The following is a 22,143-nucleotide window of genomic DNA, read 5'->3' as shown; positions in this document are numbered from 1 at the left end:
CGAGACGCCCGGAAAGCTCCCTGCCGAAATATTTACGTTGAGCGCCGATACTGGCAGGATATCTTTACGCGTTTCGACCGTGAGGGAGCACGTATGACTGCGCTGCACGATGTCGAGCCCGCGCTCCAGCCCTACGCGTACCGCCGCCGCGAACTCGTCGAACCGGACTGGCGCCGCTTCCCCGGCTGGCGCGACGTCACCGAACGCCAGTGGCACGACGCCCAGTGGCAACGCGCGCACTGCGTGAAGAACCCACGACAACTGCGCGACGTCCTCGGCGACCTCGTCGACGACGCGTTCTACGCCGACCTCGCCGAGGACCAGGCACGGCACGCCACCATGGCCATGCTCCTGCCGCCCCAGATGCTCAACACCATGGACCCCGGCGCGTTCCGCGAGGACCCGGTCCGCCGGTACATGCTGCCCGTCGCCTCCGACCGCGCGGCGTGGCCCAGCCACCCCCGCTCCAGCCGCGACTCCCTGCACGAATCGGACATGTGGGTCGTCGAGGGCCTGACCCACCGCTACCCGACCAAGGTGCTGGCCGAACTCGTGTCGACCTGCCCCCAGTACTGCGGCCACTGCACGCGGATGGACCTCGTCGGCAACTCCACGCCACAGGTCGACAAGCAGCGGCTCGAACTCAAACCCGTCGACCGCCAGGACCGCATGATCGAGTACCTGCGCGCCACGCCGGCCGTGCGCGACGTCGTGGTCTCCGGCGGCGACGTGGCGAACGTCCCGTGGCCGCGCCTGGAGTCGTTCCTCATGCGCCTGCTGGCCGTGGACACCGTCCGCGACGTGCGGCTCGCGACCAAGGCGTTGGCCGGGCTCCCCCAGCACTGGCTGCAACCGACCGTGGTCGAGGGCCTCGAACGGGTCGCCCGCACCGCCGCGCGCCGGGGCGTGAACCTGGCGCTGCACACCCACGTCAACCACGTCAACTCGGTCACGCCCCTGGTCGCCAAGGCCGCCCGGACGGTGCTCGACGTCGGCGTGCGCGACGTGCGCAACCAGGGCGTGCTGCTGCGCGGCGTGAACGCGACGTCCACGGACCTGCTGGACCTGTGCTTCGCGCTCCAGGGCGAGGCGGGCGTGCTGCCCTACTACTTCTACCTGTGCGACATGATCCCCGGCGCCGAGCACTGGCGGCTGGCGCTCTGGGAGGCGCAGGACCTGCAACTGGCGATCATGGGCTACCTGCCCGGCTACGCCACCCCGCGCATCGTGTGCGACGTGCCCTACGTCGGGAAGCGCTGGGTCCACCAGGTCACGGCGTACGACCGGGAACGCGGGATCTCCCACTGGACCAAGAACTACCGCACGACGCTGGACCACGACGATCCCGACGCCCTGACCCGACGCCACCCGTACTACGACCCCCTCCCGACCCTCCCGGAGTCCGGCCGCCGCTGGTGGTCGGATCAGTCCGCGGGCTTCGACCAGCGCTCGGTGAACAACTCGTAGCCCGGCGGGTCGCCCGGCAACGGGGTCGTGCCGGCGCGCAGGCCGTCCAGGGCGATCGTGACCAGCCGCGCACGGGCGGCGAGCGCGGCCGGCAGGAGGTCGGCACGGCCCTGCTTGCGGAGCTGGTCGAGCAGGGGCGACCGGGAGAGCTGCTCGATCAGCAGTTCCAGGTCGGCCGCGGTGGCGTCGGGCCGCAGGACGCCGGACGCGTGGGCGCGGGACACCAGTCCGGCCACGGCCTCGTCGCCCGACGCGCTCTTCTCCACCATCTCCGGGGTCACGGTGATCGTGCCGGCGATCGGCGCCAGCGAACCCGGTCCCAGCGCGAGCGAGGTCGTCACGTAGTGCGCCAGCCCCGCCCACGGGTCGGGGTCGGCCAGCCCCTCCCGCGCGGCCTGGAGGTAGTCGTCCAGGGCGATCGCGCACAGGCGCTGGAACAGCTCCTCTTTCGTGCGGTAGCGCCGGTACAGGCTGCCGATGCCCACGCCCGCGCGTTCGGCGATCGCGGCCACGGAGGCGTGCGCGCCTTCGCTGCCCACGACCTCGCGGGCGGCCACGAGCAGGGCGCGGTCGTTGCGTTCGGCTTCGGCCTGGCGGGCCGCGGTGCGCTTGGTCATGGGGTGATCAGCATAACGGTTGCGGAGCGATCCGCTCCGCACGTATAACGGAGCAAATCGCTCCGTTACGAGAGGACCCCACCGTGGACGACATCCGCCGGACCATCGCCGACGCCGAACGCCACCAGTCGGACCTGGACCCCTTCGTCGCCCTGCACACCGAGGACGTCGTGGTCGTCAACCTCGCCGGACGCCGGGTGCTCGGCCGGGCCGCCCTCCGCGACGCGATGGCCGCCGCGCTCGACTCGCCGCTCGCCGACGTGACCACCCGGTCCGACGTCGAGGACATCCGCCTCGTCTCGCCCGACGTCGCGATCGTGAGCTGCCTCAAGCACGTCTCCGGCCTCGCCGACGAGCTGACGGCCCGGCTCACCTACGTGCTGGTCCGACAGCCCGACCGCTGGCGGATCGCGGTCGCCCAGACCACGCCGATCACCGCGCCCTTCGCGCCGTGAGGGCTACTCCTTCTCCCACACGACGACGTCGAGCGTGACCGAACCCGGCCAGCCGGACGCGTCGACCACGACCCGCGCCCACCGACCCTCCGAGGTCTTCACGCAGAACGCCGGCCCGCGCTTGACCGTGTCGCCGTCGAGGTAGGTCCGCAGGTCGGTCGCCTCGTAGCAGTCGCGGTACCCCGGCGACTCCGCGGACACGACCGCGAGCCGCTCGGCCGCGTTCAGGCCGTAGCTGTAGGACAGGTCGTGGCCGTTGGAGGCCGGGGACCCCGACCCCACTCCCCCGCTTTCCCCGTGCGAATCCAGATCGACCCACGAGTACTCGTTCAACACGACGCGACCCTCGCGAAAACGCGCCGGTTCACCCGCGGCGGCCGGTGCGACGCTTTTCGCCGTCGTCCGGGAAGCGGAGCCCGTCGTGCCGGTACCGGACGTCGACGGTGAGAGATTCCGCGCGATCAGGAATCCTGTCGTCAACGCGCCGATCAGGGTGACGACGACGGGAATCAGGAACCGCTGGAATCCGGCCTGCCGCCCCCACCGGTACAGCAGCAGCACTCCGACCAGCGTCACCACCCCGCCGGCCGCCAACGACAGCGGCAGGGAATCCTTCAGCCCGCCGATGGCGGAAACCGCGAGCGCCGCCACGCCCGCCATCCCGCCGAATACCTGCCACCGATCGACGGTCTCCTTGCTGAAATCCGGAGGCATGACCGAATCGTAGGACGACCGCGGACCGACACCAAACACTCCGCATCATTACGGAACCGAATCGACCGTCCACCGATTTCCCGCCCGCCGCCCCTTCCGGTGCGGAAAGCTCTGCCCATGGTCGAGATCGCCGTCAACCTCAACGCCCGGTCCGTGCGGGACATGGTCGACCGGGCCGTGCGCGTCGCCGACGCGGGCGCCGCGCGCCTGGGCGTCTGGGACTCCCCCGTCGCCGTCCCCGAGTGCTGGACCACGCTCGGCGTCCTCGCCGGGCGCACGACGCTCCCCCTCGGCGTCACGGTCACCAACCCGGTCACCCGGCACCCGGTGGTCACGGCCGCCGCGCTCGCGACGCTGGCCGAGATCGCCGCGGGCGGCGTGTTCCTGGGCATCGGCACGGGCGACAGCGGCGTGTACAACCTCGGCCGCCGGGCCTCGACCCTGGCCGACCTGCGCGCCTACGTCAGGTGCGTGCGCGACCTGCTGCGCACCGGGCGGCACGGCGACCTCGCGCTCGACCGCGTGCCCGACCGCCCGGTGCCGATCATCGTGTCCGCCCACGGACTCGCCGCACTGGAGACCGCCGCCGAGATCGGCGACGCGGTGATCGTCGGCCTCGGGTTCAGCGCGGACGTCGTCGCCGCCGTCACCGAGGTGGTGCACCGCGTGGCCGACCGCACCGGACGCGACCCCGTGCCGCTGTGGTGGAACACCGGCAGCTTCAGCGTGGACGACGACCCCGACCGGGCGCGCGCGGCCGGTGGCTGGCTGCTCGCCGCCCACGCGCACCACTTCGCCCGTTCCGGCCTGGCGACCAAGGCCGTGCCGGTCGAGTACCGCGACCCCATCGCCGCGCTCGGCGCCTCCTACGACCTGTCCGCGCACGGCCGTCAGCCCGAGGATGCCAAGCGCCGCTACGTCGACACCGCGATCGGGCTCGGGGTCTGGGACTACCTGTGCGACCGGTTCCTGGTCGCGGGCACCCCGGCGCAGGTCCACGACCGCATCGAGGCCTTGGGCGAGCGTGGCGTGACCAGGTTGGAGACCAGTACGTCCGTGCGGGGTGTCGACGATCTCGTGCCGATCCTGAACTTATTTCAGTCAACACTGAAGTTATCGTGACCAACTAATCAAGGGCGGGAATTTCCGCTGCCCCAGCGGGGAAGGACGGTTAACTTCCTGCCACATGCGTTCCTCTTCCCTGGGCCCGGACTTCACCCGACTGATCACCGCCCGGACGATCTCCAGTCTCGGCGACGGCATCACCCTGGCCGCCGGTCCCCTGTTACTCGCGTCCGTCACCGACAGCCCGACGCTGGTCGCCGGCGGCCTGACGGCCCTGCTCCTCCCCTGGCTGCTGTTCTCCCTGGTCAGCGGCGTGATCGTGGACCGGGTGGACCGACGGCGACTGGTGGTGGTCGTCGACCTCGCACGCGGCGCGGTCATCGGTGCCCTCGCCCTGGCCGTGCTGACCGACCACGTGTCCGTGCCGCTGATCTACGTGTGCCTGTTCCTGCTGGGCACCGGCGAGACCCTGTCCGACAACGCGGCCCGCGCGCTCGTCCCGGCGGTCGTCGCCGACGACGCCCTGCCCCGCGCGAACTCCCGGCTCGCGGCCGTGAACCTGGTCGTCAACCAACTCGGCGCTCCCCCGCTGGGCGCGGCGCTGTTCGTCCTGGCCGCGGCCTTGCCGTTCGGGATCGACGCGGTCACGTTCGTCGTCGCCGCGATGATCGTCGCGGGCGTGCGCGGCGTGCCGAAACCCGCGCCGAAAGCCCGCGCCACGGTCCGCCGGGACATCGCGACCGGCCTGCGGTGGCTGTGGCGCCACGACGTCCTGCGCACGCTGTGCCTGTGCCTGGCCCTGATGAACCTCACGCTCACCGGCGGCTTCGCGATCATGGTCCTCTACACGCGCGAACGCCTCGGGCTCGACCCGTCCGCCTACGGTCTGATGCTCGCGGCGTCGGCCGTCGGCGGCCTGCCGGGCACCGCGCTCGCACCCGCCCTCATCCGGCGCTTCGGCGCGCCGGCCCTGTTGCGCCTCGGCCTGGTCGTCGAGGCGGCCACCCACCTCGGCCTCGCGCTGACCACGACCGCGTGGGTGGCGTTCGCGACGATGGCCGCGTTCGGCCTGCACGCCGTGGTGTGGAACGTCATCTGCCAGACGATCAGCCAGCGCGCCGTGCCCGACGAACTGCGCGGCCGGGTGGGCAGCACGATGTTCCTGCTCACCGCGGGAGGTTCCGCGATCGGCGCCCTGACCGCGGGCCTGCTCGCCGAGCGGTTCGGCGTCACGGCGCCGTTCTGGCTCGGCGTGGTCGCCGTCTCCGCGCTCGTGGTCGCGGCCTGGCGGCCGTTCGGCCGGGCCGACGCCACGGCGACGATCCCCGCCTGAACGGCGGACGGCCCCGCCCGGAACGCGGGCGGGGCCGTCCTGGGCAGGGTGGATCAGACCGACACGGGCTCGCGTCGGGGCGCCTGCTCGCGCTTGGCCTCCCGGCGTGCCCGACGCCGCTCCTTGCGGCCCTCCACCATCGTGTACAGCGTCGGCACCAGCACCAGGGTCAGCAGCGTCGAGCTGACCAGGCCGCCGATCACGACCAGCGCCAGCGGCTTGCCGATGAACGCGCCCTCGCCGGTGACGCCCAGGGCCATCGGCAGCAGCGCGAAGATCGTCGCCGCCGCGGTCATCAGGATCGGCCGCAGTCGGCTGCGCCCGCCCTCGATCACCGCCTCGGTCACGCCCATCCCCTGCGCCCGGTACTGGTTGACCAGGTCGATCAGCACGATCGCGTTGGTCACCACGATGCCGACCAGCATCAGCATGCCGATCAGCGACGGCAGACCCAGCGCCGTGCCGGTGACCAGCAGCAGACCCAGGGCGCCGGTCGCCGCGAACGGGATCGACACCAGCAGGATCAGCGGCTGCACGATGCTGCGGAACGTGGCCACCATGATCAGAAACACGATCGCGATCGCGGCCAGCATCGCCAACCCCAGGTCGGCGAACGTGTCGGCCTGGTCCTGGCTCACGCCGCCGATCTCCTGGTCGGCGCCGCCGGGCAGGTCGAGCGCATCCAGCCGCTTGGCCAGATCGGCGGTCACGGCACCGAGGTCGGCACCGGTCACCTTGGCGCGCACGGTCGTGCTGCGCTCGCCGTCGGTGCGCTTGACCTGCACCGGACCGTCCACGACGGACACCTCGGCGACCTGGCCCAGGGTCACGCCGCCGGGCAGCGCCAACGCCTTGAGCGCGTCCACGTCGGCCGGTGCGGTGCCGGTGCGCAGCACGATCCGCTGCGAACCCTCGCCGATCGGCAGCTCGCCGACCGGGCTGCCCCGCAGCGCCTGCGCCGCGAACTGGCCGATCACCTGGCCGTTGAGCCCGCGCGCGGCGGCGGCGTCCTCGTTCACGACGACCTGCACGCGCGGTGCGCTGACCGCCAGGTCGTTGTCGACCTCGGCGACGCCCGGCGTGCCCTCGACCGCCTTCTGCACCTGGTCGGCGGCCTCGCGCAGGGACTTCTCGTCGTCGGCGGTCACCAGGACCTCGATGCCGTCGGAGCCGAAGCCCGACGCGCCGGCGCCGAACTTGACCTCGCCCGCACCCTCGACGCCCTTCATCTTGTCGCTCAGGCGGGTGCCCAACGCCTCCAGGTCGGTGCCCTCGCGGACGGTGGCCTGGACGCGGGTGTTGCCGTCGCCGCCGAAGCCGAACGCCGCCATGCTCGTGTCGCTGCCGACCGTGACCTGGTAGGTCTCGATCTCGTCGGTGTCGGCGAGCACGGCCTCCAGCTTGCGGGCGGCGTCGTCGCGGGCCTTGAGACCCGTGCCCGGCGGCAACGTCTGGGTGCCCTGCAACGCCGTGCCGCCGGAGTCGCCGATGAAGTCGGTCTTGAGCTGACCGGCGAGCCCGACCGTGCCGATGAAGATCAGCACGGCGATGAGCACGGTGACCAGGCGGCGGCGCGTGGCGAACCGCAGCACCGGCACGTAGATCCGCTGGAGCAGGCCACGCCGCTCCTTCTCCACCGCCAGGCGCTTGGCCTCCGCGGCGGCGGCCGGGTCGTCGGACACGACGGGCCGCTTGAGGAACCAGAACGCGAGCACGGGCACGATCGTCAGCGACACCAGCAGCGACGCGAGCAGCGCCACGGTCACCGTGATCGAGAACGGGCCGAACAGCTCGCCCGCGATGCCGTCGACGAACGCGATCGGCAGGAACACCGCGACCGTGGTCAGCGTCGACGCGGTGACCGCGCCCGCCACCTCGCGGGTGCCGTCGAGCACCGCGCGCTGCTTCTCCTCGCCGTACCCGAGGTGGCGCTTGATGTTCTCCAGCACCACGATCGAGTCGTCGACGACGCGGCCGACGGCGATGGTCAACGCGCCCAGCGTGAGCAGGTTGAGCGACAGGTCGCCGGTCCACAGCGCGATCAGCGCGACGACCACCGACAGCGGGATCGACACGGCGGTGACCAGCGTGGAGCGCAACGACATCAGGAACAGCAGGATCACCACGACCGCGAACAGCAGGCCGAGCAGACCCTCGGTGGTCAGGCCGCTGATCGCCTTCTCCACCTCCGGACCCTGGTCGAAGGCGACCGTGAGCGTGGAGTCCGCGGCCTTGCCCCACTCGTCGAGCTTGGCGCGCACGGCCTTGGAGATCTCCACCGCGTTGCCGTCGGCGTTCATCGTGACGACGACGCCCAGCGTGGGCTTGCCGTCGGTGCGGTTGAGCACGGCCAGCGCGGCGGGGGCGGACTCCACGGTCGCCACCTCGCGGAGCTTGACCGGGCCGTTGGGCGAGGTCAGCACGAGGTCGCGCAGCGCGTCGACCGAGGTGACCGGTCCACCGATCTGGACGGTGAGCGACTGCGTCCCGCGCTCGACGGCGCCCGCGGGCACGGCGGCACCGGCGCCGCGCAGCGCGGCGGTCAGGGCCTGCGGGTCCAGGCCGCGCGCGCCGAGCTTGCCGTAGTCGACCGTGACGGTGACCTCGCGCTCCCGTTCGCCGCTGACCGACGCCTCGCGGACGCCCTTGATCTCCTCGATGCCGGGCACGACCTCGGCGCGCAGCCGGGCGGCCGTGGCGATGTCGTCGTCGCCGGAGGTCGCGGCGAGCGCGACCACCGGGATGTCGTCGGTGCTGCCCTGCGCCACGGTCGGCTCGACGCCCTCGGGCAGGCGGGGCTGGAGCCGGTTGACGGCCTGCTGCAACTGGTTGACGGCGGCGTCGATGTCGGTGCCGTAGGTGAACATCACCTGGATCGTCGCGAGGCTCTCCGCCGAGGTGGTCAGCACCTCCTCCACGCCGTCGATGCCGCGCACCGCCGACTGGATCGGCTCGGCGACCTGGCGGTCGACGAGGTCGGGCGCGGCACCGGGGTACGGCGCGACGATCGCGGCGGCCGGCAGTTCGATCGACGGGAACAACTGCTGCTTGATCGAGGGCAGCGTCAGCACGCCGAAGCCGATGACCACCAGGCTGAGCAGCCCGACGAGGCTCCGGTTGGCGAGGCTGAGCCTGGCCAGCACGGACATGTACGAATCTCCTTAAAGGAACTGCACGGGGTGTCGCACGCCTCCGGCTCCGGGGCACGGCCGGCGGGACGCGGGAAGCGTCGCACGCGCGTGCTGAGAACCGGGTCGCCCTTCGGTAGTCGACTTCTCAGACTTCCGTATGACCTTGGTTCACTCTTTCGGCCTCCACTACCCCGAAAAGTGCCGCCGAACATGACGCGCTGTACATCTCAGCGCGCCCCTCGAGACGAATATCGATCACTCGTGGTAGTCGGGCCGAGGAAAAGAAAGCTGCACGGCGTGCAGGTTTTGGTACCGTGGGTGACGAGCTACGGCCTGGTCGGGGGACCGGGCCGGGACAAGGACTGGGGATGTCCACCACCGCTTCGTCGACCCGTGAAGACGCGGGCGAAGCCACCGCCGGGACCGAATCCACCAACCGGGAGCGCATCCAGCTCCCCGCCGAACTGATGCACCGGGACGCCGGCCGCCCGTTCGACCCGCCCGTCGCCCTGGACCGCCTCGCGGACACCGGGCCCGCCGTCCAGCCGATCACCCAACGCGACGGGGACACCGCCTGGCTGGTCACCGGGTACGCCGAGGGCCGGGCGGTCCTGGCCGACCCGCGATTCTCCTCGGAGCGCTTCACAGCGCGTGTGCTCGACAAGCTCTCGCCCGAGATCCGCGCCCGGGTCCTGGACCCCGACGCGCGGGCGGGCAGCTTCATCTTCATGGACCCGCCGGACCACACCCGCTACCGCAGGCTGCTCACCGGCCAGTTCACCGTGCGCCGGATGCGTCAGCTCGAACCGCGCATCGAGGCCATCGTCGCCGAGCACATCGACGCGATGATCGCGAAGGGACCGGGCGCCGACCTGGTCACCGAGTTCGCGCTGCCGGTGCCGTCGCTGGTGATCTGCGAACTGCTCGGCGTCGAGTACGCCGACCGGGACGAGTTCCAGGACCGCACCGCGAAGCTGCTGGCGCTCGACTCGACCCTGGAGGAGGTCTTCGACGCCTCCGACAACCTCCGGAAGTTCATGCACCGCCTGGTCGAGCGCAAGCGCGCGCAGCCGACCGACGACATCCTGTCCGGTCTCGTGCACGCGGAGACCGACACGCCGCTGACCGACGCCGAACTCGTCGGCATCGCCAACCTGCTGCTCATCGCGGGGCACGAGACGACCGCGAACATGTTGGCGCTGGGCACTTTCGCGTTGCTGGAGAAGCCGGACCAGCTCGCGGCGCTGCGGGCGGACCCGGCGTTGATCGGCGGCGCGGTCGAGGAACTGCTGCGCTACCTGGCGATCGTCCACCTGGGCATCGTCCGCACGACGCTGGAGGACGTGGAGATCTCCGGCGTCACCATCCCGGCCGACTCGACGGTGTTCGTGTCCGTGACCGTCGCCAACCGGGACGGGCGCGTGGTCGACGACCCGGACCGACTCGACGTGACCCGGCCGCGCGCGCCGCACCTGGCGTTCGGGCACGGCATCCACCAGTGCCTGGGCCAGCAGCTCGCGCGGGTGGAGATGACCGCCGGCTTCACCGGGCTGCTGGGCCGGCTGCCCGGTCTGCGGCTCGACGTCGACCCGGCCGACGTGCCGCTGCGCGACGACATGGCGATCTACGGCGTGCACTCGCTCCCGGTCACCTGGGACGCCTGAGCCGGGACCGCGGCGGTCCGGGACGCCTGGACGTGGTCGCCGAACCCGCTGCCGAGCCGGTGGACGAGCGCGTCGACCAGCTCGGACAACGGGGTCGTCGGCGAATCGAGCCACCGGCCCACGACCACCCGCAGGGTGGCCATGACGGCGGCGGCGAACAGCGTCGGGTAGAGGTCGGCGTCGGGATCGGCGCCGACCCGCCGGGCGACGGCCTCGGCCAACTGCCGTTCCTTGGCCGCGTAGGCGGCGGTCTGGTACGGCAGCAGGGCGGGCGTGGCGCGCAACGCCCGCAGCCGGGCGGCATCGTCGCGGTCGAGGCGGCCGGCGAGCAGGCGGTGGAGCGTGTTGCGCAGTGCCACGAGCACGGGCTCGTGCGCGGGACGTCCCGCGAACTCGCGGACGATCGCCTCGGCGCGCGCGACCTCGGCGGCGACGACCGCCTCCTCCTTGGACGGGAAGTAGTTGAAGAACGTCCGCAGGGACACCCCGGCGGCACCGGCGATCCGTTCCGCGGTCACCGCGTCGAAGCCGTTCTCGACGCACAACCGCAGCGCGGACTCGGCCAGCGCCGCCCGGGTGGCCCGCTTCTTGCGTTCGCGCAAGCCCACTTCACGCACCATGCGGCGAGTGTCGCATTCGCCGGACTCCACGGGATGAATCCGACACGGCGTCGCCGGTCGGCGAGCCTGATGGCGATCGGGGGCGCGACACGGCATCGCGGTGCCCGACGACCGAGGCCACGCCGTCCGGTCCCGGAAATCACAGCCCGCCCATATCCGCACATGTGGATCTTCGCCCTGGTACCGGCTCGGTGATCGACCGCGTGAATGACGGACGACCGGGTCGTGACCCAGGTAGTGGTGTGGGTTTCGCGGACGCGGCGGGCGGCATCCAGCCCGGGGTTCGGCGGCGTGCGCGGCCGTGTCGGGGCGGGTGGTCGGGGCTAGGTTGGTCTGTGTGACGGAGTTTGTGCAGGTGACCACCGCTGCGGGTAGTCGGGAGGCGGCTTTCGTGCTCGCCCGGTCCGCTGTCGGGGCACGGTTGGCCGCCGGGGCGCAGGTGGTCGGGCCGGTGGGGTCGGTGTTCTGGCATCTGGGCGAACTCGGTGAGGGCGAGGAGTGGGCGGTCGTGCTGAAGACGACCACCGATCGCTTCCCGGGGCTGCGTGATCACCTGGTCGCGAATCATCCGTGGACGAATCCGGAGGTGACCGCGACCGCGGTGGTGGACGGCACGCCGGAGTACTTCGAGTGGTTGCGGCGGACGGTCGCCCCGGACGCCTAGGAGGAGGCGAGGGCCTCGTGCATCGCGGCCACGGTCCGGTGGGGTTCCGGTCGGCGTGCGACGTGCCGGATGCGGAGGCTTCCCCGACCCGCTTCCGGTCCGATCGCCGGACGAACCGCATGGCCGCCCGGTGGCCCGGCCTGTCCTGCGGGGCTGTCCCACTGCCTTCACCCGCCCAGTCGGACGGTCGCCACGTCGGTCCACTCGTAGGCTTTGCGATCCCGGTTGAAGTCGATCGACGACACGGAGGAAACGACCACTTCCGCCGAGTGTCTACTGTGGACTTCCAGCGCCTCGGCGATCGGTTCGGCCGGTCCGGCGGTGTTGCAGTAGCCCAGGCTGACGTGGGCGCGGAACCCGGCTTCGGGTTCCGGCACGTTCTCCGGTCCGCGTACGTCGCCGATCGCCGCGCGGATCGCCCGCCGCAGCGCCGCCAACGGTTCCAGCGGACGGACGGGCATCTGGATCGTCTCCGGATCGACGTGGGCCGAGCCGATGGTGACGGTGAACGGCTCCAGTCCGGCACAGCGCCCGCGGGCGGCCTCCACGACCCGGTCCACCTCCGCGCGGTCGGTCTCGTCGGTGAAGCCGACGCCCTGCAAGGTCAGGTGCAGCCACCGTGCGGGAACCGGGTCGAGCTGCGGCAGCCCCGCGAGCACGGGCGCGTAGTCGGCGACGAGTCGCCCCGCGCCGGGTTGGTCGGCGAACGTCACGTGCCACGTGTAGAACGACCGTCCGACACACCAGCCCGGCCGCCACCACCAGTGGTCCCGCATCGGCTCCAACCCGGTCACGCGGTCGACTCCTCTGCCACGGCGTTCCTGCGGAAGTCGGCCACGGCGCCGCGGATTCGCACGACCGACGAATCGGCAACAGCACCCACCCGCGCTGCCAACGCGCCCACCTCGGTCACCTATTGATCGCCGGGGGCAAACGGGGGGGCAACAGCGTGGTCGACCCTGCCCGATCGTAGCGCGCCCGGATTGAATGATCCCGGTCGCCGGATTCGGGATCGGAGGTCGCAGTGAAAGGCAGTGACGGTTCGGCTGTACGCGGTGTGCGGTGGTCACCGCGCCGGCCCTGGCCCGACGACACCCCATGAGCGCCAAAAACGCCCACGACATCCTCAACCTCGGCTTGGCAGTCCCCACCACGCCCGCGCCGTCTACAAACCCGACCTGCTCACCCGAAGCCCGGAGTACCTGTAGCCATGCACCCCGCGGAGTACTCCGCCCACCGCACCGCGCCCCCTCGACCCGGACCCCACCGGTCGGCGCGGCACCGTGCCGCGCCGACCGGGTGATCAGTGGGTGGCCGCCAGTTCCTCGGCCAACCGCTCGTCGCCGCTCTGCGTCTTGAGCGGCTTCTCCTTGATGAACAGCACCGCGACGACGGCCAGCACCGCGATCGGCGTGCCGATCAGGAACAGCTCGGCGGTCGCGGTCGCGTAGACCTCGCGCACCACCGCGCGCACCGGCTCGGGCAGCGACGCCAGGTCGGGCACCTCGGTCGTGCCGCCGGAACCGGCCGCCTGCGGGAACTTCTCCGCGAACAGCGACGTGACCCGGTTGGCCAGCACGGCGCCCAGCGCGCTCACGCCGATCGCGCCGCCCAGGCTGCGGAAGAACGTGATCGTGGACGTGGTCGCCCCCAGGTCGCTCGCCGGCACGTCGTTCTGCGCCGCCAGCACCAGGTTCTGCATGAGCATGCCGACGCCGACACCGAGCACGGCCATGTGCACGCTCACCACGAACACGCTCGTGTTCGCGTCGATCGTGGCCAGCAGCACCATGCCACCGACCATGATCACCGCACCGGCGACCAGGAACGCCTTCCACCGGCCCCACTTGGTGATCAGCTGGCCCGCCACGGTCGACGACACGAGCAGGCCGAAGATCAGCGGCAGGCTCATCAGACCGGCCTGCGTCGGTGTCTTGCCCAGGCCGATCTGGAAGTACTGGGACAGGAACACCGTGCCGCCGAACATCGCCACGCCGACCAGCGCGCTGGCCAGGGTGGTGAGCGTGACCGTGCGGTTGCGGAAGATCGACAGCGGCACGATCGGGTCGGCCGCGCGCGACTCCACGAACACCGCCGCGCCCAGCAGCACCAGGCCCGCGAGCACCAGCACGACCGTCCACGCCGACCACCACGCGAACTGGTGGCCCGCCAGCGTCGACCACACCAGCAGCGTCGAGACGCCGGCCACGATCAGCACCGCGCCCAGGTAGTCGATCTTGACCTCCTTGCGCACGACCGGCAGGTGCAGCGTGCGCTGGAGCAGCACGATCGCGGCGAGCGTGAACGGCACGCCGATGAAGAAGCACCAGCGCCACCCCAGCCACGAGGTGTCCACGAGCACGCCGCCGATCAGCGGGCCGGCGACCGTGCCGACGCCGAACACCGCGCCGAACAGGCCCGCGTACTTGCCCATCTCGCGCGGCGGGATCATCGCCGCCATCACGATCGTGGCCAGCGCGGTCATGCCGCCCGCACCGAGGCCCTGCACGACCCGGCTGGCGATGAGCACCTCGACGTTCGGCGAGAAGCCCGCGATCAGCGAACCGGCCACGAACATGCCCAGCGAGAGCTGGATGAGCAGCTTGCGGCTGTAGAGGTCGGCGAGCTTGCCCCACAGCGGCACGGTCGCGGTCATGGCGAGCAGTTCGGTCGTGACGACCCACGTGTAGACCGACTGCGAGCCGTGCAGGTCCGCGATGATCCGCGGCAGCGCGTTCGACACGATGGTCGACGCGAGGATGGCCATGAACATGCCCAGCATCAGGGCCGTCATCGCCTGGCCGATCTCCCGGTTCGCCCGGGAGCCGGTGGCCTCGGTCATGATCCCCCAGTTCCTCTCCTGTGTGCGCCCGGCGGGTCCGTCAGGCCGACCGCGAGCAGGTCGACCGCCTCGCCGAGCAGGTCGGGCAACGACCGGTCGGTCGTCGCCCAGCGCGTCATCGCGCACCGCAGCGCGGCACTCGCCGCCGCCGCGAGCAGCAGCGGGTAGGCGTCGCCCGCGGCCAGGCCGGTCCGCTCGGCGATCGCCGTGACGAGGTGTTCCTCGGTCCGCCGGCCGCCCGCGAAGACCCGGGCGAGCAGACCGGGGTCCGCCTGCACGATGCGCATCCGCACCGACAGCAGTGCCCGTTCGTCGGCACCCTCGTCCGCGATCTCGGCGAGCAGGGCCGACCGGACCGCCTGGAGGGTGGGCACGTCGTCGGGTTGCGCGAGCACGTGTGCCCGGATGCGCGGACCCGCTTCCGGGTCCGGGCCGACGACGGCCTCCTCCTTGCCGGTGAAGTAGTTGAAGAACGTCCGCGCGGACACGCCCGCCGCCGCGCTGATGTCCTCCACCGTGACCCGGTCGAAGCCGCGTTCCTCGACGAGCGACACGGCCGCCCGGACGAGGTCGGCCCGTGTCCGCCGTTTCTTGCGGTCACGACGCCCGGTCACGGTGGACACCGTAGGCGGTTTTATTCAGCGACTGCAAGTTTACAATCGATGTAAGTACCGGTGAGTGACCTCACAGCCCTCCGGACTGGGCCGAACGGTCTACAAGCGGACCCACGGCCCGAACGGGCTGTCCGGCGTCGGCTCGCCCTGGGTACGCACGTAGAGCGCACCGTCGGTCCCGATCGAGGCGACCACCACCGCGCCCCGCGCGTCCAACGTCAGGGCCGGCACGTCCGCGACCACGCCGCCGAGGTCGACCCACTCCCCGTACCCGGCGTTCGGCCCGCGCTGGGTCGTGAGGCTCACGCCCGTGCCCGCGTTGCGCTCCACGGCGACGATCCGCCCGCCCGGCCCGGTCACCGTCGCGACCGACCCGACGCCGCCGTGGCCACCGAGCACGACCGGCGTCGAGTACCAGCCGCCGTTCACCTCGCGCTGCACGGAGGCGACCACGTGCTCGGTGCCCGCGCCCCGGTAGAGCACCTCGATCCGGCCGTCCTGGGACAGCGCGGCCGTCGGCGGACCGGCGGGCACGGCCGACGGCAGGTTGTCGTTGCGCGCGAAGGACCCGTTGGGCGAGGCCTGGAACCAGTGCAGGATCTTCTGCCGGGTGGCGGCGAACAGCTCGATGCGGCCCTGCGGACCGGTGATCGCGGCGAGCCCGTCCTGCACGTCCGTGCCGAACAGGTCCACCCAATCGCCCCACGGCCCGTTCGGCGTGGTCTGGAACCTGGTGCTGACTCCGCCACCACCATTCTTCACGAACAACTGGAGGCGGCCGTCGGTGTTGGCGGCGAGGACCGGCTGACCGACCTGGTCCGCGCCGGAGGTGTTGGGGTTGCCCAGGTCCGTCCACGCGCCGGCCCAACCCCCGTTCGGCGTGGTCTGGTGCAGGCCGAGCAGGTGGTGGTCCGACAGGCGCCGGGCCACGATCTCCGACCGGCCGTCGGCGTTGCGACCGACCACGATCGACGGTGCGAGCGGACCGCCGGCGGCCGGCAACGCCACCGCGCCGTCCCAGCCGCCCGCCGCGTTCTGCGTGTAGGTGACCGCCACTCCTGCGCGCACCACGAACAACCGCGCCCGCCCGTCGGCGTCGCGCCCGGCCCAGCCGGTGCCGCGCGGCCACCGCACGTTCATGCCGACCAGCAGTGCCCGCAGCCCGGTGTTGCCGTCGTAGCGCAGGTAGTTGTCGAAGACCGAACTCTTGCGGTCGAGCGTGCCCGGCGACAGGTTGCCGGGCACGTCGACGTTGTTGTAGTCGCGGTAGTTCACCTGCACCGGACGCCCGCCCCAGGCGCGCACCGCGTCGTCGGTGAACCGGGCAGCGGCCACGTGGTCGCCGTGGTCGGGCTGGTACCGGGCATCGGGCAACGGGTCCTGCGCGCGCACGAGCGACGGCCGGTAAAGCCTCAGCACGTCGGCCAGCGCGGCGGTCACCCCGGCCCGGTCGTAGGAGAACGACCTGGTCACCAGACCGCCGGCCGGGATCACCGTGGTGTCGGTGACGCCGCTGTCGCGGACCGCGCCCAGGCGGCCGTCGCGCAGGTTGAGGAAGAGCAACGCCACCTCGGGACGCTCGGTCAGCACGTAGCGCTCGGCCTGCCGCCCGGCGACCGCGAGCAGGTCCCCGGTCCACTCCTCCTGGGCGTTCGGGTCGAGGTCGGGCACGCCCGCCATCCGCGCGTAGGCGTCCTGGATGCCGCGCTGCCGGTTGCGGGCGCGGATCTCGTCGGTGTCGCCGGCACCGGTGATCTGGCCCGCGGTGACGAACACGGTCACGGTGTCCGTGCCGGTGCGGATCGTCTGGTCGATGTCGGGGTTCATGAACAGCAGGTCGTCGTCCTCGTGCGCGACGACCTGGAGGTACAGGTCCCCCGGCACGGCCCGCGCGGGCGGCGTCGTCCCCAGAGTGATCGCCACGACCGCGGCCAGAATCCCGAATGCGCGCACGACATCCCCTCCCCCTCGTGCCACCGAGGGTCGGGCGGCAGCCGGGACGGGCGCAAGACCCGATCACCCGCGTGGCGTTCCGGCGAACGGCTACAGCAGTGCCGCCAACCGTTCGGCCGCGTCATGCCATGGGCGTGCCGCGAACACCGGCAGCCCGTGCTTCTCCGCTTCCGCCGCGAGCAGGTCGCCGTAGTACGCGCTGCACTCGGCCCGCCGGACCTGGTCCCCGGACTCCGGCTCGCGGCCGAGGTAGTTGCGTCGCACGCGGTCCGCATCGGGCTCGCGCACGAACACGGCACGCACCCGCCGGTCCCGCTCGACCCATCGCGCACAGTGCTCGGGCAGCAGGTAGTCACCCTCAAGCACCAGGGGCACACCGGCGTCGAGGCGGTCCGCGATCACCGCGTCGACCGCCGGCGCCAGCGCACGGGCCACGGTGATCAGACCGTCCGCCACCCCTTCCGGGCCCAGCCGGTCGGCGTCGTGCCGTCGCCAGTGGTGCAGGTCCGGGTGCGAGTCCGGCGTGGTGACCGCCTGCGTGGCGAGCACCAGGTCGTCCACCTCGACCAGCACGGCACCGCGCGCGGCGGCGACGGGTCGGGCGAGCGTGCTCTTGCCGCTGCCCGACGCGCCGCCGACCAGCAGCACCGACCAGTCGCTCACGAGCCGACCAGCGCGACGACACCGGCCCCCGTGCCCAGCACCACGCACAGCGGCGAGTACCAGCGCCGGTTCAGCCGGGCGAACGCCGTCGTCGACCGCGCCCAGTGCACGAACCCGCCGACGCCGCGCAGCAGCAGCACTGCCGCGACCCCGCCCGCGCCCACCGTCGTCAGCCACGCCGGTCCGGGCACCGCCACCACCCCGGCACGCCCGACGACCAGGTAGCCGGCAAGCCCGAGCAGCACCGCGACCAGCAGCGTCAACGGCCACGGCGGTGCCTGCGCCACCGGGCGGTCGGTCACCAGTTCCGCGAACGACGCCCGGTCCGGCAACGGCCACGGCGAGAAGATCCACACCACGTGCAACAGGCCGATCAGCGCCAGCGCGACCGCGACGACCACCGCGACGATCTCCATGATCCCCACCTCCATACGGCAGCGTACGGTACGGGATCAGCCCTGGTCGGCCAATCGGTCGAGAACGCGGGTGAAGACCCGGCCCAACGTCTCCACCTCGTCCTCGCTCAACGCGTCGAACAGCAGTCCGCGCACGGCCGTGACGTGTCCGGGCGCCGCGCTCTCGATCGCCGCCCGACCGGCCGGGGTGAGCCGCACCATCGAACCGCGGGCGTCCTCCGCGCACACCTCGCGCACGACCAGACCGCGCTTCTCCATCCGCGCCACCTGGTGCGACAGCCGACTGCGCTCCCAGCCCGCCGACGCGGCGAGGTCACGCGCGCGCACCAGGCCGTCGGGCGCCTCCGACAGCGGCACGAGTAGGGCGTAGTCCGCGTTGGACAGTCCCGAGTCGCGTTCGAGCCGCCGCTCCAGCGCACCCAGCAGTTCCCGGTGCAGGGCCAGGTACGACCGCCACATCGCCGCCTCGCGCTCGTCCAACCACTCCATGGCGCCAAGCTAACACGCCTTTGTTGACGCGTCATCAAACCGGGGCTATCTTGTTGACGTGTCCACGAACATGCAGCTGGGCGTCTACAGCTTCGCCGACCGCAGCCCCGACGCGCTGACCGGCGAACAGCTCTCCGTCGCCGACGAACTGGCGAACACCGTCGAGCGCATCAAGGTCGCCGACCAGGTCGGCCTCGGCTTCTACGGCCTGGGCGAGCACCACCTGGAGAACTTCGCCAGCTCCAACCCGGCCACCGTCCTGGCCGCCGCCGCGAGCGTCACCGAGCACATCACGCTCAGCAGCGCGGTCACCGTCCTGAGCACCGAGGACCCGGTCCGCGTCTACCAGCAGTTCACGACGCTGGACCAGCTCAGCCGGGGCCGGGCCGAGCTGCTGGCCGGGCGGGGCTCGTTCACCGAGTCGTTCCCGCTGTTCGGCGCGCGGCTGGAGGACTACGACGAGCTGTTCGAGGAGAAGCTCGCCCTGCTGCTGCGCCTGGACCGCGAACACCCGATCACCTGGTCGGGCAAGTTCCGCTCGCCGCTGGAGAACGCCGAGGTCTACCCGCGCCCGTACCGGGACCGCCTGCGCATCACCATCGGCACCGGCGGCAACCCCGAGTCGTCGATCCGCGCGGGCCTGCTCGGCCTGCCCGTCGTCTACGCGGTGATCGGCGGCGAACCCGAGCGGTTCGCACAGTTGGCACAGCTCTACCGCCGGGCCGGGGAAGCCGCCGGCCACCGGCCCGAGGACCTGCACGTCACGATGAGCGCGATCGGCCTGATCGCCCCGAAGTCGCAGGACGCGAAGGACATCTACTACCCGTACTGGTTGCAGACCATGAAGTACGGCGCGCGGGCCAGGGGCTGGCGCGTGCCGTCACGCGCGGACTACGACGCGTGGACCCACGACGCGAACTCGATCTTCGCGGGCAGTCCGGCCGAGATCGCCGAACGCCTGGCCGCCGTGGGCGAGCTGGTCGGCGCCGACCGCTACGCCATGCACATGGACTGGTCCGGCGTCCCGCACCGGCACGTGGTGACGGCGATCGAACTTCTCGGCACCGAGGTGCTCCCCCTGGTCGGCAAGTCCTAGTCGTCCTTGTCGGCGTCGTCCTTGTCGGCGTCGTCTTTGTCGGCCAACGCCACCCGCAGCCGCTCGTGGCGGAACAGGAACGTGGGACCCGTGCGGCGCAGGACACCCAACGCGTCCGCGTCGCGCAGGAACCGCATCAACCGCCACGGCAACCGGCCGGCCACCGCCGACCGCACCCGGACCGCGACGAACACGCCCCACAACGACATCCGCAACGCGGCCAACGCGATGGCCAGACCGACCAGCAGGAGTTCCGGCACGAACCGGTACCACCACGAGACGACGACGACCATCGCGACGGCGTAGCAGCACGCGCCGGTCAACGCCGTCGTGCGCAACCGCCGCATCAACGCCGACGGGTCCATCACCACCTCGCCGTCGCGCGTGCGCAGGTCGGCCACGTGGGAGACCTTGAACACCAGGCCGAACGCGACCAGCGCGCCCACCACGCCGACGACCGGGCCCAGCGCCCGGGTCAAGCCCAGTCCCACCAGCACGGCGACCAACGACCCGATGCTCGTCCCCAGGTCCAGCGCGGGTTCCTTGCGCAGTTCGCTCCGCAACCGACGCACCGGCATGAACGCCAACGTCGCCGACAGCGTGTAGGCGATCAAGAGCGCCGTGGTGCCCGGCAGCGGCGAACCGGACCGGACGAGGTTGATCAGGCTCCCCGTCGCGAGTGGCGCCACGAAGCCCACGAGGAAGAACGCGAAACGCAGGCTGGAGGTCGTTTCCCACAATCGCCACCACCGCACCGACCGGCCTTCGTCGTGCGTGGCCCGGGAAGCAAGGAACCTCAACCACCGCTCCGCACGCCGGGGCGACCAGGAACGCGTCCGGCGTGGTACCAGGGCGGCCTCGGCCTTCGACAGCCTGCCCCTACGGCGGTGGCACGCCTCGAACACGGCCGGCACGAAGTGCGCCAACAGGTAGTCCTCGGCCTCCACGCGGGTACGGAACCGGTCGACCAGCCCGACGGGTTCGGCACCGACCCGCGTGACCTCACGGGCCAGGAACACCATCAGGGGCGTGCGCAACGCGTTGACCAGTCCGCTGCGCGACCGGGCCTTGACGGGCAGGTCCAGGACGGCCTGCCACCGCCGGTCCTTCGCGGCCAGATGGGCCAGCGCCGTCTCGGGCGCGATCTCCACGACCTTCACCAGGCGCAGGTCCAGGTCCCGCGCGAGCTGGTTGACCCCCGCCGCCCACCGCCGCGTCACGAGGACCGGGTGCGGCCAGTGCTCCAGGAACGCGTGCACCGCCTTCTCGGCGGCGGGTGCCAGTTCGTCGATCCCGTCGAGGACCGGCAGCACGTGCCCGTCCACGACCAGGTACCGCGCCGCCCGGCTGCCGTAGTGCGTGTCGTCGGCCAGTCTGTGGTCGAACGCCAGCCGCCCGACGAGCCAGTCCTCCAGCGCGTGGAGTTCCGGGTCCCACACGGGGATGTCGAACACGACCGGCACCGGCCCGGCGTGGTCGGCGTCCCGCAGCAGCCGGTCGACCACCAGCAACGCCGCCGACGACTTGCCCGTCCCCGGCGCGCCCGTGATCAGCAGCCGGCCGCCGGTCACCAGCCCGACGAGGTCGTCCACGGTGGGCGCCTCGTCGTGCCGACCGGGTACGCGCAGGTTCACCAACGCCGAGGCGTCGAGTTCCTGGTGCCGCACTTCGCGTTCGACCCACCGCCGCACGTCGCGTGCGACGACCTCGCGGGCGGACCGCACCTGGTCCGGTGTGCTGTCCAGGGCGCGGCGCGGACGTCGGACCGGCAGCGCCGTGAGGATGGCCAGCGCGGCGAGCAGCGGACTCCCGATGTTCGCGACGTCGACCACGGGTTTCCGGGCGTCCTCGTCCCAGGGCACGAGCCCTCCGTACGCCGCCACCAGTACCGCGATCATGGCCACCAGCGCACCGATGCCGACCGCCCTGCGTAAGCCCATGCACCCACCCGTCCGTCGCGCGAGGAGGTGGAGGGTAGTGCGCTCGACCGGTTCGGCCGAGTCCGGTGTCGCACACGTCGGCCGACCGTCCACACCGGACTCCGCCGGGACGATCCACTGTGGACCCCGGACGGACCGTGTCCGCCGATGTGCGGAGAACTCGACGAGGCCGCGGAAAAAGTCGCTTCGGTCCACAAATGTAATCCAAGTCACACCGAATCGGGAACACCGGGGGCCGTTCCGGTCGTTGGACCCCTCGGTCGGTGCGGTTCGTGTCCCCGGGCCTCATCTCGCGCCATCACGGAATACCGTGCGGCTGGAGCCGTGATGTGCCACCCGCCGAGAGGCGACCGCCGCGCCGACCCCTTTCCTTTCCCGACCCGTGCGGACCACTGTGTCC

Annotated in this window: 19 protein-coding genes; 7 read left to right on the top strand and 12 right to left on the bottom strand. The window is 71.7% G+C overall.

Features of this window, described 5'->3' with window-relative positions:
• Positions 1-93: 93 nt before the first annotated feature.
• Positions 94-1,467, top strand: a complete 1,374-nt coding sequence (locus F4559_RS15720; RefSeq protein ID WP_184669502.1) for a KamA family radical SAM protein — start codon at positions 94-96, stop codon at positions 1,465-1,467.
• Here the strand turns inward: F4559_RS15720 and F4559_RS15715 are convergent.
• Entirely contained in the window at positions 1,425-2,084 is a 660-nt protein-coding gene (locus F4559_RS15715) for a TetR/AcrR family transcriptional regulator (RefSeq protein ID WP_184669500.1), read from the bottom strand. The genes F4559_RS15720 and F4559_RS15715 overlap by 43 nt on opposite strands.
• Positions 2,085-2,167: 83 nt before the next feature.
• Between F4559_RS15715 and F4559_RS15710 the strand changes: the two genes are divergently transcribed.
• Positions 2,168-2,539, top strand: coding sequence for a YybH family protein (locus F4559_RS15710; RefSeq protein ID WP_312865671.1), 372 nt, complete (start codon positions 2,168-2,170; stop codon positions 2,537-2,539).
• A gap of 3 nt (positions 2,540-2,542) precedes the next feature.
• On the opposite strand, the gene F4559_RS15705 is transcribed toward F4559_RS15710, so the two are convergent.
• Positions 2,543-3,253, bottom strand: a complete 711-nt coding sequence (locus tag F4559_RS15705) for a hypothetical protein (protein WP_184669499.1) — start codon at positions 3,251-3,253, stop codon at positions 2,543-2,545.
• Positions 3,254-3,370: 117 nt separating this feature from the next.
• On the opposite strand from F4559_RS15705, the gene F4559_RS15700 reads away from it, so the two are divergent.
• Together F4559_RS15700 and F4559_RS15695 are read left to right on the top strand one after the other, a co-directional pair.
• A complete protein-coding gene (locus F4559_RS15700; RefSeq protein WP_184669497.1) occupies positions 3,371-4,375 on the top strand; it encodes an LLM class flavin-dependent oxidoreductase in 1,005 nt (334 codons plus the stop codon).
• A gap of 64 nt (positions 4,376-4,439) precedes the next feature.
• A complete protein-coding gene (locus F4559_RS15695; RefSeq protein WP_184669495.1) occupies positions 4,440-5,651 on the top strand; it encodes an MFS transporter in 1,212 nt (403 codons plus the stop codon).
• A 53-nt stretch (positions 5,652-5,704) separates the two neighbouring features.
• On the opposite strand, the gene F4559_RS15690 is transcribed toward F4559_RS15695, so the two are convergent.
• The gene (locus F4559_RS15690; RefSeq protein WP_184669494.1) at positions 5,705-8,800 is read right to left on the bottom strand and encodes an efflux RND transporter permease subunit; all 3,096 of its coding nucleotides are present in this window, start codon (positions 8,798-8,800) and stop codon (positions 5,705-5,707) included.
• 350 nt (positions 8,801-9,150) lie between these two features.
• Here F4559_RS15690 and F4559_RS15685 point away from each other — a divergent pair, with 350 nt between their 5' ends.
• Positions 9,151-10,446, top strand: coding sequence for a cytochrome P450 (locus F4559_RS15685; RefSeq protein WP_221447247.1), 1,296 nt, complete (start codon positions 9,151-9,153; stop codon positions 10,444-10,446).
• Here F4559_RS15685 and F4559_RS15680 read toward each other — a convergent pair.
• The gene (locus tag F4559_RS15680) at positions 10,407-11,066 is read right to left on the bottom strand and encodes an acyl-CoA-like ligand-binding transcription factor (protein ID WP_184669492.1); all 660 of its coding nucleotides are present in this window, start codon (positions 11,064-11,066) and stop codon (positions 10,407-10,409) included. The genes F4559_RS15685 and F4559_RS15680 overlap by 40 nt on opposite strands.
• Before the next feature lie 337 nt (positions 11,067-11,403).
• Between F4559_RS15680 and cutA the strand changes: the two genes are divergently transcribed.
• A complete protein-coding gene (gene cutA / locus F4559_RS15675) occupies positions 11,404-11,730 on the top strand; it encodes a divalent-cation tolerance protein CutA (protein ID WP_184669491.1) in 327 nt (108 codons plus the stop codon).
• 167 nt (positions 11,731-11,897) lie between these two features.
• Here cutA and F4559_RS15670 read toward each other — a convergent pair whose 3' ends face one another.
• From F4559_RS15670 to F4559_RS15640, 7 genes are all read right to left on the bottom strand, one after another.
• Positions 11,898-12,524, bottom strand: coding sequence for a 2'-5' RNA ligase family protein (locus F4559_RS15670; protein WP_184669490.1), 627 nt, complete (start codon positions 12,522-12,524; stop codon positions 11,898-11,900).
• 509 nt (positions 12,525-13,033) lie between these two features.
• Positions 13,034-14,572: an MDR family MFS transporter gene (locus tag F4559_RS15665; protein ID WP_184669489.1), complete on the bottom strand. Its 1,539-nt coding sequence runs from the start codon at positions 14,570-14,572 to the stop codon at positions 13,034-13,036.
• Positions 14,569-15,186, bottom strand: a complete 618-nt coding sequence (locus tag F4559_RS35935; protein ID WP_312865670.1) for an acyl-CoA-like ligand-binding transcription factor — start codon at positions 15,184-15,186, stop codon at positions 14,569-14,571. The genes F4559_RS15665 and F4559_RS35935 overlap by 4 nt, the downstream gene beginning before the upstream one ends.
• Before the next feature lie 99 nt (positions 15,187-15,285).
• Complete coding sequence (locus tag F4559_RS15655) at positions 15,286-17,139, bottom strand: DUF8189 domain-containing protein (RefSeq protein WP_184669487.1); 1,854 nt, start codon at positions 17,137-17,139, stop codon at positions 15,286-15,288.
• A gap of 90 nt (positions 17,140-17,229) precedes the next feature.
• Positions 17,230-17,802, bottom strand: coding sequence for an AAA family ATPase (locus tag F4559_RS15650; protein WP_184669486.1), 573 nt, complete (start codon positions 17,800-17,802; stop codon positions 17,230-17,232).
• Positions 17,799-18,218, bottom strand: coding sequence for a DUF3995 domain-containing protein (locus tag F4559_RS15645; protein WP_184669485.1), 420 nt, complete (start codon positions 18,216-18,218; stop codon positions 17,799-17,801). Before F4559_RS15645 ends, F4559_RS15650 begins: the two co-directional genes overlap by 4 nt.
• A 36-nt stretch (positions 18,219-18,254) precedes the next feature.
• Complete coding sequence (locus F4559_RS15640; protein WP_184669484.1) at positions 18,255-18,707, bottom strand: MarR family winged helix-turn-helix transcriptional regulator; 453 nt, start codon at positions 18,705-18,707, stop codon at positions 18,255-18,257.
• Positions 18,708-18,777: 70 nt separating this feature from the next.
• Between F4559_RS15640 and F4559_RS15635 the strand changes: the two genes are divergently transcribed.
• Complete coding sequence (locus F4559_RS15635; protein ID WP_184675830.1) at positions 18,778-19,803, top strand: LLM class flavin-dependent oxidoreductase; 1,026 nt, start codon at positions 18,778-18,780, stop codon at positions 19,801-19,803.
• Here the strand turns inward: F4559_RS15635 and F4559_RS15630 are convergent.
• Positions 19,800-21,743: an NACHT domain-containing protein gene (locus F4559_RS15630; protein WP_184669483.1), complete on the bottom strand. Its 1,944-nt coding sequence runs from the start codon at positions 21,741-21,743 to the stop codon at positions 19,800-19,802. The two genes, F4559_RS15635 and F4559_RS15630, sit on opposite strands and share 4 nt — an antisense overlap.
• Between the last annotated feature and the right edge of the window lie 400 nt (positions 21,744-22,143).

The organism is Saccharothrix violaceirubra, assembly GCF_014203755.1.
Classification (GTDB): domain Bacteria; phylum Actinomycetota; class Actinomycetes; order Mycobacteriales; family Pseudonocardiaceae; genus Actinosynnema; species Actinosynnema violaceirubrum.
Note: the sequence above shows the minus strand (reverse complement) of the source record. Positions and strands in the feature narration are given on the sequence as shown.